This is a genomic window from Bradyrhizobium sp., assembly GCF_004799445.1.
Taxonomy (GTDB): Bacteria; Pseudomonadota; Alphaproteobacteria; order Rhizobiales; family Xanthobacteraceae; genus Bradyrhizobium.
In genome coordinates this window covers 21,518-36,815 of record NZ_SSNA01000210.1, presented here as the reverse complement: position 1 = coordinate 36,815, position 15,298 = coordinate 21,518, and the positions used below count along the sequence as shown (strand labels likewise).

Annotated in this window: 10 protein-coding genes and 1 tRNA gene; 3 read left to right on the top strand and 8 right to left on the bottom strand. The window is 63.6% G+C overall.

Going from position 1 to position 15,298, the window contains the following annotated elements; translation table 11 throughout:
• On the top strand, positions 1-294 hold a 294-nt coding region (locus tag E8A46_RS27720; RefSeq protein ID WP_291567989.1), incomplete at its 5' end, for a PLP-dependent transferase.
• A gap of 155 nt (positions 295-449) precedes the next feature.
• On the opposite strand, the gene E8A46_RS27715 is transcribed toward E8A46_RS27720, so the two are convergent.
• The 7 genes from E8A46_RS27715 to E8A46_RS27685 form a co-directional block, all read right to left on the bottom strand.
• Complete coding sequence (locus tag E8A46_RS27715) at positions 450-2,612, bottom strand: carboxypeptidase regulatory-like domain-containing protein (RefSeq protein WP_291567987.1); 2,163 nt, start codon at positions 2,610-2,612, stop codon at positions 450-452.
• Positions 2,613-2,783: 171 nt separating this feature from the next.
• Positions 2,784-3,113: a lipid-A-disaccharide synthase N-terminal domain-containing protein gene (locus tag E8A46_RS27710; protein WP_291567986.1), complete on the bottom strand. Its 330-nt coding sequence runs from the start codon at positions 3,111-3,113 to the stop codon at positions 2,784-2,786.
• Positions 3,110-3,868: a glycosyltransferase family 2 protein gene (locus tag E8A46_RS27705; protein ID WP_291567984.1), complete on the bottom strand. Its 759-nt coding sequence runs from the start codon at positions 3,866-3,868 to the stop codon at positions 3,110-3,112. Before E8A46_RS27705 ends, E8A46_RS27710 begins: the two co-directional genes overlap by 4 nt.
• 51 nt (positions 3,869-3,919) lie before the next feature.
• Positions 3,920-4,756, bottom strand: a complete 837-nt coding sequence (locus tag E8A46_RS27700; RefSeq protein ID WP_291567982.1) for a phosphatase PAP2 family protein — start codon at positions 4,754-4,756, stop codon at positions 3,920-3,922.
• 1 nt (position 4,757) lies between these two features.
• Entirely contained in the window at positions 4,758-6,500 is a 1,743-nt protein-coding gene (locus tag E8A46_RS27695) for a glycosyltransferase family 39 protein (RefSeq protein WP_291567991.1), read from the bottom strand.
• A 50-nt stretch (positions 6,501-6,550) separates the two neighbouring features.
• Positions 6,551-8,665 (bottom strand): penicillin-binding protein 1C, encoded by a 2,115-nt coding sequence (pbpC, locus tag E8A46_RS27690; RefSeq protein WP_291567980.1) that lies wholly within the window; start codon positions 8,663-8,665, stop codon positions 6,551-6,553.
• Positions 8,662-13,866, bottom strand: coding sequence for an alpha-2-macroglobulin (locus tag E8A46_RS27685; protein WP_291567978.1), 5,205 nt, complete (start codon positions 13,864-13,866; stop codon positions 8,662-8,664). Before E8A46_RS27685 ends, pbpC begins: the two co-directional genes overlap by 4 nt.
• Positions 13,867-14,155: 289 nt before the next feature.
• On the opposite strand from E8A46_RS27685, the gene E8A46_RS27680 reads away from it, so the two are divergent.
• Positions 14,156-14,232, top strand: a tRNA-Arg gene (locus E8A46_RS27680).
• 233 nt (positions 14,233-14,465) lie between these two features.
• On the top strand, positions 14,466-14,810 hold the full coding sequence (locus E8A46_RS27675) for a DUF6481 family protein (RefSeq protein ID WP_291567975.1): 345 nt from the start codon (positions 14,466-14,468) through the stop codon (positions 14,808-14,810).
• 84 nt (positions 14,811-14,894) lie between these two features.
• Here the strand turns inward: E8A46_RS27675 and E8A46_RS27670 are convergent, their stop codons facing one another.
• On the bottom strand, positions 14,895-15,128 hold the full coding sequence (locus E8A46_RS27670) for a pentapeptide MXKDX repeat protein (protein WP_291567974.1): 234 nt from the start codon (positions 15,126-15,128) through the stop codon (positions 14,895-14,897).
• Between the last annotated feature and the right edge of the window lie 170 nt (positions 15,129-15,298).

Genomic DNA, 15,298 nt, shown 5'->3' with positions numbered 1-15,298 from the left:
TGGAAACGGGATTTTAGTGGTGCCTCCGGCCTGTTCAGTATTATCCTGAAGCCGGCACCGCAGAAATCCGTCGATGCGATGCTCGATACCGTCAAATTGTTTGGCATGGGCTATTCGTGGGGCGGCTTCGAAAGCCTGATCATTCCCTTCGACTGCGCAACCTATCGCACGGCGTCCAAATGGGCGCCGGGCGGACCGACCTTGCGGCTCCACATCGGACTGGAGAATGTCGAAGACCTCAAAGCTGATCTTTCCCGCGGGTTCGATGCATTCAACGCCGCACAAGGCGGCTAATTGGCGACCAATTATGGGGGCGGCGCAAAGTACCGATTGCGGGCCGTGGACAGCGCGGCAAACGCTGTCTCTCCTCGACCACCTCGCCGGCGCCGGCGAACGACTCGTCCTTGACAATCAATCCGAGCCACGCGCCGCCGCCCTGCCCAAACTCCTTACTTCGCCAGCGGATCGGGACGTATCTGGATATGCACGGCGCGCGGCTTCGAGCCCTTGCCGCCCTCCATCATCCAGGGCACGCGGTCGCCGCTCGTGCTCCAAAGTCCCCGGCCTTTCCATCCTGCATTCGGATCGTCAATGCGGGCATCGAGACCCTTGGCGAAGAAGCCGATCGGATAAGGGATGCGCAGCATCACCATCTGTCCGTCCTTGAAGGCGACGAAGCCGTCATTGAGGTTGGCGGTGGAGATCGGGATGTTTTCGCCGAGACCCACCGCGTTGTGTTGGTCGACCCAGGTCCAGTAGCTCGCCTCGGCGCTCGAGCTTTCGAAACCTTCAAAGCCTGGCCCCGGATATTTGTGGAAAGCAAAGCCTTCCGGACAGTGGTTGCCGGTCGCATTCGGCCCGTTGAGCGGGTTCTTGCATTTGCGCCGGTCGAAACTGATTAGGCTGCCGTTCGATCCCGAGCCCCAAAGCACGCCGTTCTTGTCGATGTCGCCGCCGCGCAGGCCGATGCCTTCCTTCGGAATGGCATAGAATTCCGACAGCTTGGTCTTGGGGTCGAAGCGCAGGAAGCCTGGCGTGCCCGCGAACACGTTCGTGGCATACCAGATCGAACCATCGGTCGGATGTGGCATGACGGCGTAGGGTCCGGATCCGGCGATCCGCATATCCTTGTCCGCCTGCGCCGGTGTTCCGGGTTCGGTGTATTCGTCCAGCTTGCCGTTGCCATTGGTATCAAGAACGAACGGCGCCCAGCCTTGCGCCTTTACGGCATCGCCGGTTTCGTCCCACACTTTTGTGTTGACCCAGCCGGCGACCACGCCGGTCCCGGAAAACCATAACGTATTGTCCGCATCGTAGCCGAACTGCGGGTGATGGGTGCCGAAGCAGGTGTCGATGAAGCTGTACTTCATCGTCTTGGGATCGAGCATGGAAGCCTGCCGGCCCGATCGCACCAGTGGAAACGCTTTTGCCGACGGGTGGTCGGAGCCCTTCTTGCAGAAGTCCGGATTCTCGATCCCGCGCACGGCGGCCGCGAACCACACCCGGCCCTTGCCGTCGATCATGCCGTTATGATTGTTCGCGCGCGTGGTCCATATCTTCTCGTCGCCCCAGTAGGCCGAGGCGCCAATCGGGTTGAGCGTGGCATTGGGATGCAACGGCGGCCCAAGCATTTCCGGCATGTTAGGATCGGCGACCGGCATTTTGAAGAACGTCACCGTGCTCGTCTTCGGGTCGAGGATCGGCATGTTGTCGGAGGAGTATTCGTTCGAACCGTACAACGGGCCGTAAGCATTGACGGTCGGATTGCGCCGGTCCGAGGAAATCAGGTCGTGGACAAAGTGCTTTTCGGTGGCCCACTCCCATGAGGAGATGACCACATTGCGCTCGATGCCGGACGGCCGCGGCGGCTTGCTCTTGGGCAATTCGCCCTTGGCCACGCGGTCGGTCCAGTCACCGAAATATTTGAACGGCACGCTGCCGAGTTCGCCGGCGAGCCGGTTCACCATCCATTCGCCGGTCTGCCCCGAGGAGACACGGCGGATCCAGGCTTCCTCGCCGGTTTTGAATTCGCCGAACGCGGCCGGCACGGTGCGGGTGGCTTCCTGGCCAAGCTGATGGCAGCCGACGCAATCGACATTGTTCATTCGCTGGCGCCAGATATTTTGCGTGATCTCCTTCGGGATATCGGTGGTGCCGCCGAAATCCTTGGCCGGCGGAATTTTCAGCAACGCGAACCAGTAGATTGCCGGATAATAGTGAGCCGCGGACGCTTCGTTCGGCGCTGGCACTGCCGTGAGGTTGAGCAACTGGCCTGGCTTTGCGCGGAGCTTTGGCGAATCCACCAGGCCATAGCCGCGAACCCACACCTCGTAGTTCACGTTCGGCGGCAGATCGGGGATCACAAAGCGCCCCTGGTCGTCGGTGACGACGATCTTGGCGAATTTTGTCGGCAGTTCGGTGGTCTCCGCAATAACCCAAACGCCCGCTTCGGGTCCCGCCGGACCGCGCACGACGCCGCCGATGTCGTCACCGTCGATAGCGACCGCCGCCTGCTGCGCTCTCGCCGGCACTGAAATTGAGATGAGGCCTGCCGCCGCGGTGCCGGTTACGATCAGAGTGAAATAGGAAAGGATCAGCTTTTTCAGATTCATATTGCTCCCCATAAGACCCGGGCTTGGCACCCATTGTTGGCGTAAACCTACACGAACTCGTCGCTAACACCAGAGCTTGCCGGTTGCGCGAAAGCCGCGCACACGCCCTCAAGTGCGAGAACATCCTTCGCATGGCAAATTGCCCGGGCCCCAGCCCGGAACGACGGCCGCTCAATTATCGGCAGACCCCTGCCGTCCGCTTATGACGATGAAATAGAGATTGCGAACATAGACCAGGAGACCGAGCGCCTGGCCCGCGATGAACACCGGGTCCCTGCGGTAAAGCGCATAGACCAGCAGCAACGCACCGCCGCCGATGGAGAAGAACCAGAACGCCACCGGGATCACGCTTCTGCGCGCACGCTCCGACGCGATCCATTGCACGACGAAGCGCATCGTAAAAAATCCCTGCGCCACGAAGCCAAGCACCACCCAGCCATCGAACTTGATGATGAAGACATCGTTCAGGTAGCTGGCGAGATTGTTGAACAGCTCGGTCATAAGGTCACCTCGGTCGCAACAGGTGTCGGTTTCTTGCGGCGGATCAACCACCATACCCCTGCAAGATCCATGATTCCGATCCATAGCCGATCGAAGAAGCCGTAGTTTGACACGCCGGAATGCCGCGGCCGGTCGATCACGTCGACATAGGCGATCTCGTACCCTTCACGGCGTACCAGGGCCGGCAGGAAGCGATGAAGGCCGTCGAAATAAGGCAACGCCAGGAACACCTCGCGACGGAATGCTTTCAGACCACAACCGGTATCGCGGGTACCATCATGCAGGATCGCATTGCGCACCGCGTTGGCGATACGCGACTGGATTTTCTTGAATCCGGTATCCTTGCGTCCGACTCTCTGACCGGCGGCAAGTCCGACGCGCTCGCCGCCCTTTTCGATCGCCGAAATCAGGTCGGGCAGGAACACCGGATTGTTCTGGCCGTCGCCGTCGAGCGTTGCCACGATGGCACCGCGCGCGGCGCGGACACCGCTGCGCACCGCGGCCGATTGGCCTGACGATGTCGCGTGACGGATCTGGCGCAGATTTGCGCGCTGCTTTATGGCAGCAACAAGCCGCTCCGCGGTCGCGTCGGTCGAGCCGTCATCGACGTAGATGATCTCATAGACCCACCGACCGTCGAGGGCGGCGGCGATCTCGGCGATGAGGGGAGCCACATTCTCGGCCTCGTTGCGCACGGGAACAACGATGGAAACGACCGTCCCGGCTGTGTCAGAAGATGGCAAATCCACGCTCATCGTTAGAGTTGGCCCGAAGGGCCGGTGCCGCTCGCGTCCGGCGCCCGCTTCTTATGGGGCTGACGCCCCATGGGCAACCCTTTTGAGACGACCCGGACCGAGCGCTGAAATCGCGCCGTCGCGGCCGATCGCGAACCCCAGACCGCGCGCGGCGAACCAATACCGCACACCCATGGCGCCGACCACGCCGATCAGCGCGCCCGCCACCACGTCGCTGGGATGATGGGCCAGAAGAACCAGGCGACTGAAGGCGATCAGGAGGGCGTAGGCGATCATGGCGCCCCGCATCCATGGCCAGACCGCGCTCACCGCGAAAGCCAAGGCAAAACCGGTGATGGCATGCGCCGACGGGAAGCTGGCATAGACTTCGGTCCCGGCGAAGTGGACGAAATTGAAGGGATTGGCTTTGCCTCCCACGAACGGCCGGCCGCGTCCGACGATCCATTTTATCAATTCGCCGCCGAGCAGCGGCATCAGCACGGCGAAGAAAAGGAACTGCAGGCGCAAGCCGAAGCTCAGCAGCCGGGTTTGCGAGGTGCCCCGCAATGCCGCCGCGGCAAGGCCAACGGCAAGCAGCATCAGGGCCAGGATACACACCACATAGGCGTCCTTGCCGAACTCGGTCAGGATGCGAACCGGCCACAGGCTCGCCGTGCCGCGAGGCGGCATCAGGCCGATCTCCCACGCATCGAACTCTACCATCAGCACGACGACAAGCACGCCGACGACCGCCGTTATCAGCAGCGCGTGACGCGCCAATCTCCGCGCCGCTTCGGCGCGTCTCGTATGCGACGGCGGACGCACGAGTTGTGCGAGCGACGTCAGCACGAGAGCGAAAAAGCGCACGGGGTAATTTGAGGATTCGCCGACGCCGGCCCGAGCGGACATCCTACTGCGTACCTTCGGACCGGAAGATCGCGATCGAAATCGCTCGCCCTTGCGAGATATTGTAGCCGTCGATGCGGGCGGCCACATCGTAGCGCAACCCGATGGCTTCGGCGCGCTGCGCAAATCCGCGCTCCGAACGCTGCTCCACCAGCGCGAAGCGGCAACTGCCCTGCCCCAGAAAATCCGCGGCGCCCGATCCATCCGTCAGCAGCGTTGAGGTGCCGGTCATGAAGACCAGGCTCGGTTCGTGGAAACCGGCGGCGGCGGCTTTCGGCCCGACACAGGCGACGTTGCGCAGCGCGCGTGCTATTTCGGCGCTTGGGAACAGCGGGGTCAGTGCCGGCACGACAACGCCATAGATGGCTACCGCCAGGAATATCGCTGCGACCACCGCATTCAGCAACGAGCGTTCGGCACGATTGTCATCGTAAAGCCACCAGGCGAACAGTCCGAAGATGAGGGCCGCCGCCACGAACGGCCACGCCAGGAAGACCGGCTGGCGCGTCAGGGTAACCGCTCCCACGACGGCAACGACGGAAGCAAGCGCTGGAATGACAAACCACCAGGCTGCCCCACGCATCAACCAGGATCGCGACAGCACGCGGCGTTCGAGGGCACCGACGGTGAGAATCGCGATCGCCGGATAGAGCGGCAGCACATAATGCGGCAGCTTGGTCAGCACCAGCTCGAACACGATCCAGGAAGGAACGAGCCAGGCCAGCAGGTACTGCGCACCGGGCTCTCGCCTCGCTCGCCAGATCGCCGGCACCGCCATTCCCGCCAGCGGCGCACCCGGCCAGAACGTCACCCAGAACAGCAGCAGATATAGTCCGGGCGGCGCGCCGTGAGATTCTTGCGCCGCCAGCTTGCTCAACATGTCGCCGCCGATTGAATCCGCAAAGAACGCATCGCCGGCACGCCAGAAAATCGCGACGAACCACGGCAGCACCAAAACCAGAAGCCAGGTCAAACCCCAGACCGGCCGCAGACGCCAAAGCCAGGTCGCGGACCGATCGAGGATCGCCAGCGTGCCGATCGTCAACCCCGCAAACATCAGGATCAGCGGCCCCTTGAGCAGGATGCCGCCAGCGACTGCCGTCCAGAAGATCGCCGGCCAAGTCCATGGCGGGTGCGCGGGATCCTCGCCCCGCTGCCAGGACAAGTACACCCGCGCCAACGCCCCCATCGCTGCAACCACCGTGAACAACAGCATGGCATCGGTCTTGGCGAGCCGGGCCTCTGCGCCAAGCAAGACCGAGCTTCCCAATATCAGTCCGGCAAGAACGGCGCCGCGCCGCGTGACAAAGGCCAGCGCCGTCCAGTAAGTCAAAAGCACGGCCCCGAGCGCACCGATCAGGGATGGAACGCGGTACAGCCAGATCCGGACCTGCGCCCGCGGCAGGCCGAGCACCGAGGCGGTTTCGACCGCGGTCGCCTGAAGCCAGTAGATGCCGACCGGCTTCTTGTAGCGCACCTCATCCTGGAAGCGGATGTCGACGAAATCGCTGCTCTCGACCATCTGCTTGGTCGCTTGCGCGAAGCGCGCCTCGTCACGATCGATCGGCGGAATGTTGAAAAATCCGGGCAGGAACAGGAGTAACCCGCACAGCGTCAGGAATGCGACCGCTCGGACATGGCTGCCCGCCACAAAATCGAGCACGCCGATCAGCCGACTACCCGGATCTACCCGGTTCTTGGGCTCGCGCGGTTGTCCAAATCGGGGGCGGGCATAGGTCTCGGCCATCGGTTTCGCATACGCCGAAACCACCATGGGGACAACCGGTTAGCGAGGCTCTATTGAATTCGGACCACAACTGTGTCCGCGGCGCCCCTGGCATCTATCACCGTCAACCTGGCAAAGCCCGGACCGGGTGGATCAATCAGGCGCCGACGGCGGCCGTCGATTTCGCCGACCGATACACCATTGACGAGCATCGTCATCGGAAGCACGCCACCGGCGACTTTCACCGGCATGGCGGAGAATTGCGTACCGTCCGCGCTGGCTGCATCGATCCGCGAGCCGTTGAGCGGAAACTGGATGCGCGGCGCCTGCTCTCCATCGGTTCGGACCAGTTCGCCCATCGGTCGATATCGTCGTAGCGGCAGCGGAAGGGTGGCGTTGCTCGCCAGCAGCGTACCCCGCGGCGGCTTCGGCAACGGCGCCGGCAATTTTCCGGTGCGTGCGAAAGCATCGAACAGGATCGGTGCTGCGGCGGTCCGGCCAACAATGCCGGGCGCGGGAGCGCCGTCGGGACGTCCGACCCAAACCCCGATGGTGATGCGGCCGTCGAAGCCGATCGACCAGGCATCGCGATAGCCGTAGCTGGTACCGGTTTTGAAGGCGATCCGGTTATGCACGCCGTTCTCCGGCGGCGGCGTACCCATCAGCACATTTCCGACCTGCCATGCCGCGACCTGATCCAGCAGCCGCAGGGAATCGCGCGGGTTGCCCCGCTGGTTGACTATCTCGCGCAGCGGCAGCGTGTTGCCGAGCCGCGCCAGCCCGCAATAGAGTTGCACCAGATCCTGCAGCGTGATGCCGACGCCACCGAGCCCCATGGCAAGCCCCGGCGCCTCGTCTTTCGGCAACACCAGATTGGCTCCTGCCTGCTTCAGCCGCGAGGACAGGCGACTGGCGCCGACGCGGTCGAGCAGCGCAATCGCCGGCACGTTCAGCGACATCTGCAGCGCCTTGCGGACCGGCACGGTGCCCTGAAAGGTCATGTCGAAATTCTCCGGCGCGTAAGAGCCGAAGCGGATCGGCCGGTCATCGATCAGACTTTCCGGGTGAACAAAGCCATCCTCGAACGCCAGTCCATATATAAAAGGCTTCAGCGTCGACCCCGGCGAGCGCACGGCACGCGTCATATCCACCTGGCCGGCGCGCCGGTCATCGAAATAATCGGGCGAGCCGACCCGCGCCAGAACGTCGCCGGTCGCATTGTCCACCGCGATGATGGCAATGGAGATACTTGGACCCAACGCGACCGCGCGGTCGCGCGCCAGCGCTTCGAGGACTTTTTGCAAACCGCCATCCAGCGTCAGCGCGATGACCGGCGTGTCCTTGACGGATGCCATCGCCTGATCGGCGGAATGCGGCGCCAGGATCGGCATCGGCTTGCGCAACCGCGGCACCGGTACCGCCTTCGCACCGATCGCGTCTTCCTCGGAGATTTGACCATCTTCGACCATGCGATCGAGGACGCGGTCGCGCGCCACGCGGGCGGCCTCAGGATAGCGATCGAGCCTGCGGGTTTCGGGAGACTGCGGCAAAGCCACCAGCAGTGCGGATTCTGCCAACGACAATCGCTTCGGCTCCTTGCCGAAATAGGCGATCGAAGCCGCGCGAATGCCTTCGAGGTTGCCGCCGAACGGCGCCATCGCCAGATACAAATCGAGGATCTGGTCCTTGCTCATCCGCCGCTCGATCTCGAGCGCGCGCACCATCTGCCGCAACTTGGCGTAAACCGACCGCTCCCGCCGCGGTTCGATCAACCGGGCAAGCTGCATGGTGATCGTGGATCCGCCGGAGACAATGTGGCCGCGGGTGACAAGCTGAAGCCCGGCCCGGCCTAGGGCCAGCGGATCGACACCCCGGTGGAGATGGAACCGCCGGTCCTCGTAAGCCAGTAGCAGCTTGAGGTAGCCGGGATCGACGCCGGTTTTGGCATCGACCGGTAACCGCCAGCGGCCGTCGGCCATCGCATAGGCGCGGAGCAGCTTGCCGTTACGGTCGACAATCGTCGTCGACACTTCCCTCGCCGGTGTCAGCGGCAACGGACCGAGCGAAAGCGCCCAGGCGACAAAGGCCGTCAGGACTATGCAGGCTGCGGCTAACGCTGCCAACTTGCGCCTTTGCCAGCGGCGTCGGCTGTGCGACGCCTTCGCCATATCAGTGGTTGCGCTCATTTCGCCGACCGCACCTCGACCGAACCGGTGCCGGTTCGGCCATAGCGCGAGGGGTTGTACATGTCCTCGACATAGGCCTGCGGCAGCACATATTTGCCCGGCGAAACCGCGCGCACGACATAGGCCACCGTAAACACCGACTTGTCATCGCTGGCGCGATCGATGGCGGCGGTGAAACGATCGTCACGGAATTCGGTGTTCTCCGGCTCCTCGCCATCCTCGATCCAGTCCAGCGTCCCGGTGTCACCGGAGGAGACCAGATGCGGATTGTCGATCTCCAGTCCGGCGGGCAGATAATCCGACACCATGATGTGACCGTATTCCGGCTTGGCTTCGGTGATCTTCAGAACGACCGCGAAGCGGTCATTCTGCCGGGCCTTCGACACATCCGCCGGCTTGCCATCGAGCGTGAAATAATTGCGCTCGATCTTGAAGCCGTTCGAGGCAGCCGGCTCCGGCGTGATCGGTGAGCCGCTGACCGAAACCACGGCCTGCACCGGCGCCTCACCGGTGTTGGTGATCTTGATCGGCTTGGCCGCCATCTCGTCCGCCTTGTAGCTGCGATAAAGCGCGGTCTTGATCGGCGCGCCGTCAAGATCAAGCGTCATGGTTTCCTTCGACAACGCGCGCGACGCCAGCACCAGCCAGGCATTTTCCTGGGTCGAGGTGTAAGGCGTGAGCCCGCGCGCCACTTCAACCCGCGCCACCGCCTGCGTCAGCGTCGCCCGCGGCGCATTGCCTTCGCTGGCGAGTGAGACCAGCGCGGCGGCATCGCGCAAGGCGCTGCCGTAATCGACCCGGCCGAACTGCAGCGCCGGCTTTGGCGCAAGACTTTCCAGGGCTGCAGCATAAACCCGCTCCGCCCTGCCCTTGTCACCGACCAGCGCCAGCGCGGCCGCCAGTTGCGCTTTCGCAATCGGGGTCGCCAGATTATTCAGCTTGGTGTCCGCGAGATAACGCAGATCGCCGATCGGCGCGGTGCCGTTGCGGGCGAGCACGTAGAGACCATAGGCAAGGTCCCGCCCACCGTCCTTTTCGGGCTCGTTCGCGTTGACGACGGAATTGCGAATCCGGTCGAGTGCGTTCTTGAACAGGATATCGGGCACCGCAAAGCCCTTTTCGCGCGCGCGGGTGAGGAAGTCCGTGACGTAGGCATCGAGCCAGGCGTCGTCGCCGCCGGCCGACCACAGCCCGAACGAACCGTTGGAACCCTGCCGCGCCAGCAGCCGGTCGATCGCGTCCCTGATGCGCTGATCGACTTCGGTGTCCATCGCCAGATGCGCGCCAGCGGCAAGATCATTGACGTAGAGCAGCGGCATGGCACGGCTGGCGATCTGCTCCGAGCAGCCGTGGGGATAGCGATCGAGCGCCTTCAGGATGGTCGCGGCATCCAGCGCCGTGGACAGGCTGACCGACAGCGAGACGCCGCCGGTGCCCTGCACCAGGTCCGAGAACATATCGGATGTCAGCGTCAGGCTCTCGCCCTTGGCCAGCGTCCGGATCGAGCGGCGCGCCAGGATCTGCGTCGCCGGCTTGACGTCGAGCGCGTAATGCCGCGCCAGCGTCAGCCCCTGCGGTCCCCTGATATCGACATCGAGGTTCGCCGTCCCGGCATAGCCGGCATCGAGCGCCAGCGACATCGAGCCGCGCTGTTTGGCGGCGAGTTTTACCGTCGTTGCCGGGTTGCCGGTGATCTTCACCGGGCCTGAAGTCTTGACGCTAATGGTGTAGTCGCCCGCCGCGCCCTCGACGTTGTCGAGATCGAAGCTCATGGTGCCGTGGTCGCCATTGAGCAGGAAGCGCGGCAACGTCGCGGTCAGCACGACGGGATCGCGCACCGTGACATCGGTCGTGGCGCGCCCGAGTTTGGTTGCCGTCCAGGCGACGGCCATCACCCGCGCAGTGCCGGCGAACTCCGGAATGTCGAAACTGATTTCGGCCGAGCCGTCTGCCGCCACCGTGACGATTCCGGAATACAGCGCCAAGGGCTTCTGCGTCGGCGGGCTGCCCTGCAGCTCCGCACCAGCGCCGTCGCCGCCGGTCCTGAGCTGGCCCCGGGTGCCCTGCATGCCGTCGATCAGCTGCCCATAGAGGTCCCGGATTTCCGAGGTCAGGCGACGCTGGCCGAGATAGTAGTCGTCCGGCGCCGGTGGCTTGTAATTGGTGAGGTTGAGAATCCCGACATCGACCGCGGCAACCACGATCTTTGCGTCCTCGCCGGGATTAAGGCCGCCGAGTTTGACCGGCAGCTTCAGCGTGGTGTTGGGGCGCACCAGCGCCGGCGGTGATAGATTGACCTGAAGGGTGCGGGCCTTCTTGTCGATGCCGAACCATTTCAGCCCGATGGCGCGACCGGGCATCCGCAGCGCCGCCGCATCGAGCGGGCGGCGCAGCGTCGCCACCACATAGGCGCCGGTGCCCCAATCCTTGCCGACGGGGATTTTGACCTGCGCGGTGCCTTCCTTGACGTCGGTGGTTTGCGTCGTCAGCAGCCGGTCGCCCAGCACGTTGATGGTCAGCTTGCCGGCGGAGCGGGCATTGACCGAGACCATCATGGTGTCGCCGGACAGATATTCCGGCTTGTCGATCGAGGTCTCCAGCAGATCGGGCGTATCGGCACTGCCGTCGGAATACCAGCCGACGTCGAACTGCACCGACGTCAGCGGCCCATCGGCTTCGGTCGATTTGACGTCGAGGCGATAGCGGCCGGGCTGCGGTGACAGCGTAATGCGCGACGGCGTGTCGGCGGCGATCGTCAGATCGCCATCGGCGACGCGCTGGGTCGATTTGACCGGCTCATATTCCCAGGAGGAACTCTGGCGATACCATTGATAGCGGGACTCGATCTTCAACAGCTCGTAGCGCAATCCGTCGCGCGCCAGTGGCTTGCCTTCGGGCGATACGAACACCACCTCGAAGCCGGCCTTGTCGCCCTCGGCGACGCTCTTGTCGCCGAACAGCGGCTTGACGCCGATCATCGCGGCGCTCGGCGCCACCGGCAGCACCAGTTTGCGCTCGACCGCGCGGCCGCCGGCTTCCGCCATGCGAATGAAGATCTGCGCCTCCTGCGGGCGCGTCGATGATGGCGGCTTGGCAAGGCTGACGGGGAAGCTGGCAACGCCGTTGGCGTCAGCCTCGGGGAGATTTTCAATCGGGGTGCGTTCGTTGCTGGTGGTTTCCTCATCGGCAACGCCGAACTGGTAGCCGGCAAAACCCGGCCGCTCGGCCGCTGGCGCCACCAGCATGTCGCCCTCGAGCTGCAGGCCCGAGGCCGGCGCCCCGTAAAGGAAATGCCCATCCACTTTAAGTTCTACAGGAAGATCAGCTTTGATCTGCTTATCCTTGCTGGACAGGTCAAATTCGATCCGTTCCGGGACGTAATCCTCGACCATGAAGGTGGTTTCCCCAACCGAGGATCCCTTGGGATCGGTAAAGGCCCGTACCCGCCAGGTTCCGGTCGGGACCGCGGAATTGAGCGGCACCGCCAGCGTCCGGCCACCGGCGCCCTGGTCCGCCAGCACGGCGCGGCGGAATTCAACGCCGTCGGGACGCTCGATCACCAGGGTCAGCGGCCCGCCGGTCACGGCATTACCCTGGCCGTCGCGCACGAGCGCCGTGAGGTACACCGTCTCGCTGGAGCGGTAGACGCCGCGTTCGGCGTAAACGAACGCATCGGCGCCCGCCGGCACCGCCCTGCCGGACACGCCGCGGTCGGAAAGATCGAACGCGTTGGATTTCAGGCTGAGAAAGGCGTAGTCGGCCTTGTCGCTGGTCACGGTCAGCATGGCCGGCGAAAGACCGCCCTCGCCGCGCGCCAGCCCGGCCTCAAACAGCACGTGACCGGAATCGTCGGTCTTGCGCGTCGCCAGGATCTCGTTGTTGCGCGCCACCAGCCGCACTTCGGCCTTCGCCACCGCGTCCGTCGAGGCCAGCGAATTGACGAAAACATGGATGCCGTCATTGCCGGAGAAGGCCGTCAGGCCGAGGTCGGAAACGATGAACCATTGCGTCGCCAGCGATCCGTCGTCGTCGCTGCCCGGGCCCTTAGCGGCCGCCGTCATGACGTAGATGCCCGGCTGCAAGACGCCGAGCGCCTCATCGACCGGAAACGCCGTCGTGACGTCCTGGTTGAGCGTGGGAGCGGTGGTGAGTTCGCCGGACCAGACCTTGACGCCGCGTTCATCGCCGAGGCTGGAAAGCTCGTATTTGCTCAAGGCCCGCTGAAAATCGCTGTCGATCACGGTGTTGATCAGGTTGCGATCACCGATCCTGAACACATTGACCGACACCGCGGGGGTGTTGACGCTGACCAGCGGAATGCCGCGCTGGCCGGTGCGCGGCAGCACATAGGCGCGCCCGGTGAAGCGCACGAACGGCTTGCGGTCGCGCACATAAATATTGAATTCAGCCGATTTAGGCAGGGTTTCCTTGACGGTGGACGGCAGGCCGGCGCGCAGATTGATGTTGTAGCGCTCGCCGTGCTTCAGCCCGTCGACGCAAAGCTGCTTTCCCTCCGACGTCAACGCCGGCTTGTCATTGCCGGCGAGCGCGAGGTACGGCGCGAAGTCGGTGCGTTTGGCGAGGTCCTCGGAGAACTGGAAACAGGCGCGCGGCGAAGCCGAGTCGGAATCGACGGTATAATCGAGCAGCCGGAAGCCGTGCTCGTCGCGCATCTTTTCATATTGGCCGCGCACGTCAGCGACCTCGCGCAGATCGAGCGAGAGCCGCAGGCTGTCGAGCGCCGGCCGCCACAGCTTGCGGTCCGACATCGCGCGCCCGAGCGCCGCCAGCGCGTCGGCCTCGTCGCCGGCATTGGCGGCCCGCTGGTAGGCGATGTAGGCCGCGGTGGAAGCACGCTCCAGCAGGAAGGTCTGCTCGCTGGAGTTGGCGGGGCGGATCTGGAAAATGGTGCGGGCGAGCCGCAGCCAGTTGGCGCTGTCAGTCGGCGAAGTGGCTGCGATCTGCCCGAGGATTTGCAGACCGGTCCGGAAATCGTTGCGCTTGAACGCGGCGTCAGCGTCGGTCCGCAATGACGCCCCCGACTTGGCCACGGGACCTGCTTCGCTCTTGATCTGGGCCTCCAGCTTGATCGCCGAATCGGCAAGATCGTCGCGTTTGAAGGCTTTATCCGCCGCCTGTGCCGTCACGAGGCCAAACGCCAGCGTGGCGCAAAGTGCCGCTGCGCGAACCAAACCAATCATGATGGAGCTCCCTGGGCCGCGGACAACGGCCGCGTGTCGAACAAAAGTGCGCTAAAAGGTGACGGACTGATGGCCGCCGAACACAAGTGCAAAAAGGTCGCATACAACATTTGTCGTAGTGAACCGGTCAAATGCGCCAACAGCCGCCGGCGGTCGGCATTGCGTCACCGGCGGGCCAAAGCCAATGGTCCACCGCTGCAGCTTTGTCGGTTGGTCCGGGAAAAGGGTTCGGAACGGGGTTGGCGGAGTTGCGGATTTTTCATATTGGCAATGGTATAAAGCCGCCAACGGTCCCATAGCTCAACTGGATAGAGTAACGGATTTCTACTCCGTGGGTTGCAGGTTCGAATCCTGCTGGGATCGCCAGCGCGCCTTGGGGCATCTGGACCGTGTCGTCGGGCGCGGAATCCACCGGAATGGTGTTTCTTTCCGGAAGGAAATAATCACCAAACCGCGCCATCGACTTCCTATTTTGGTGGCTTCCGGCCGCCTGCGGCTGTACACCGCTCTCGATCGTGGGGGCGTGCCTTTCAGGGGCGGTCGACGCGACCGCAGATCCGATCGTCTCCAACCCAAAAGAAAGCGACAAGGCCCGTTCAATGAGTGGATTCAAGGAACCTAGCTTCGCGGACCGGCAGAAGGCGGCGCAGGAAGCCAGGAAAAACATCCTGAACAAGTTTCGCAGTCAGCCGGGCCCCGACGATCCCGCGGTCAAGCAGCGGCAGGCCGAGCGTGAGGCCATGGCTGCCGAACGCGCCAAGGCCAAGCTGGTCCGCGAAGCCGCCAAGGCCGAGCAAAAGCGTCTTGACGAAGAGGCGGCTCTGGCCGCCGCGGCCCAGCTTGCCCGCGAAAAGGAAGAAGCTGCAGCCCGCGAGACCGCGCTCGAGGCCGAACGCAAGGCGGCGCGCGATGCACGCTATGCGGCGCGGAAAAAGCGGAAATAGCTGAAGCATCCGGGCCGGGTGCCCGCCTGACGCGTACAGGCCCGCCCCGTTCGGAGCGAGCCTGTCGCAGAATGCTACCAGCGCCTACTTCGACATGCTGTCCTTCTTCATGCCGTCGTCTTTCTTCATGGTGTCCTTGGACATGGTGTCCTTTTTCATGCCGTCGTCCTTCTTCATGGTGTCCTTGGACATCGTGTCCTTCTTCATGCCGTCGTCCTTCTTCATGGCATCCTGGGCGAAGGCAGCGGGGGCGAACGCCAGGCTGAGCGAAAGAGCGGCAGCCGAAATTCCGAGCGCGAGACGGGTGCTGATGGTCATTGGTGGGTATCCCTTTTGAAAATGGTTAAAGCGACGTATGCCGCTGTGACAGGGACGCTCCAGGGATCGCGTTTGTTACCGGGGGTCGAAAAAAAGTTTGCCCGCATGAAAGGTATTAACCTTGCGGTTCAGGACCGGTGAATCGTAAAAAAGTGAAGTTGGGGGCTTGT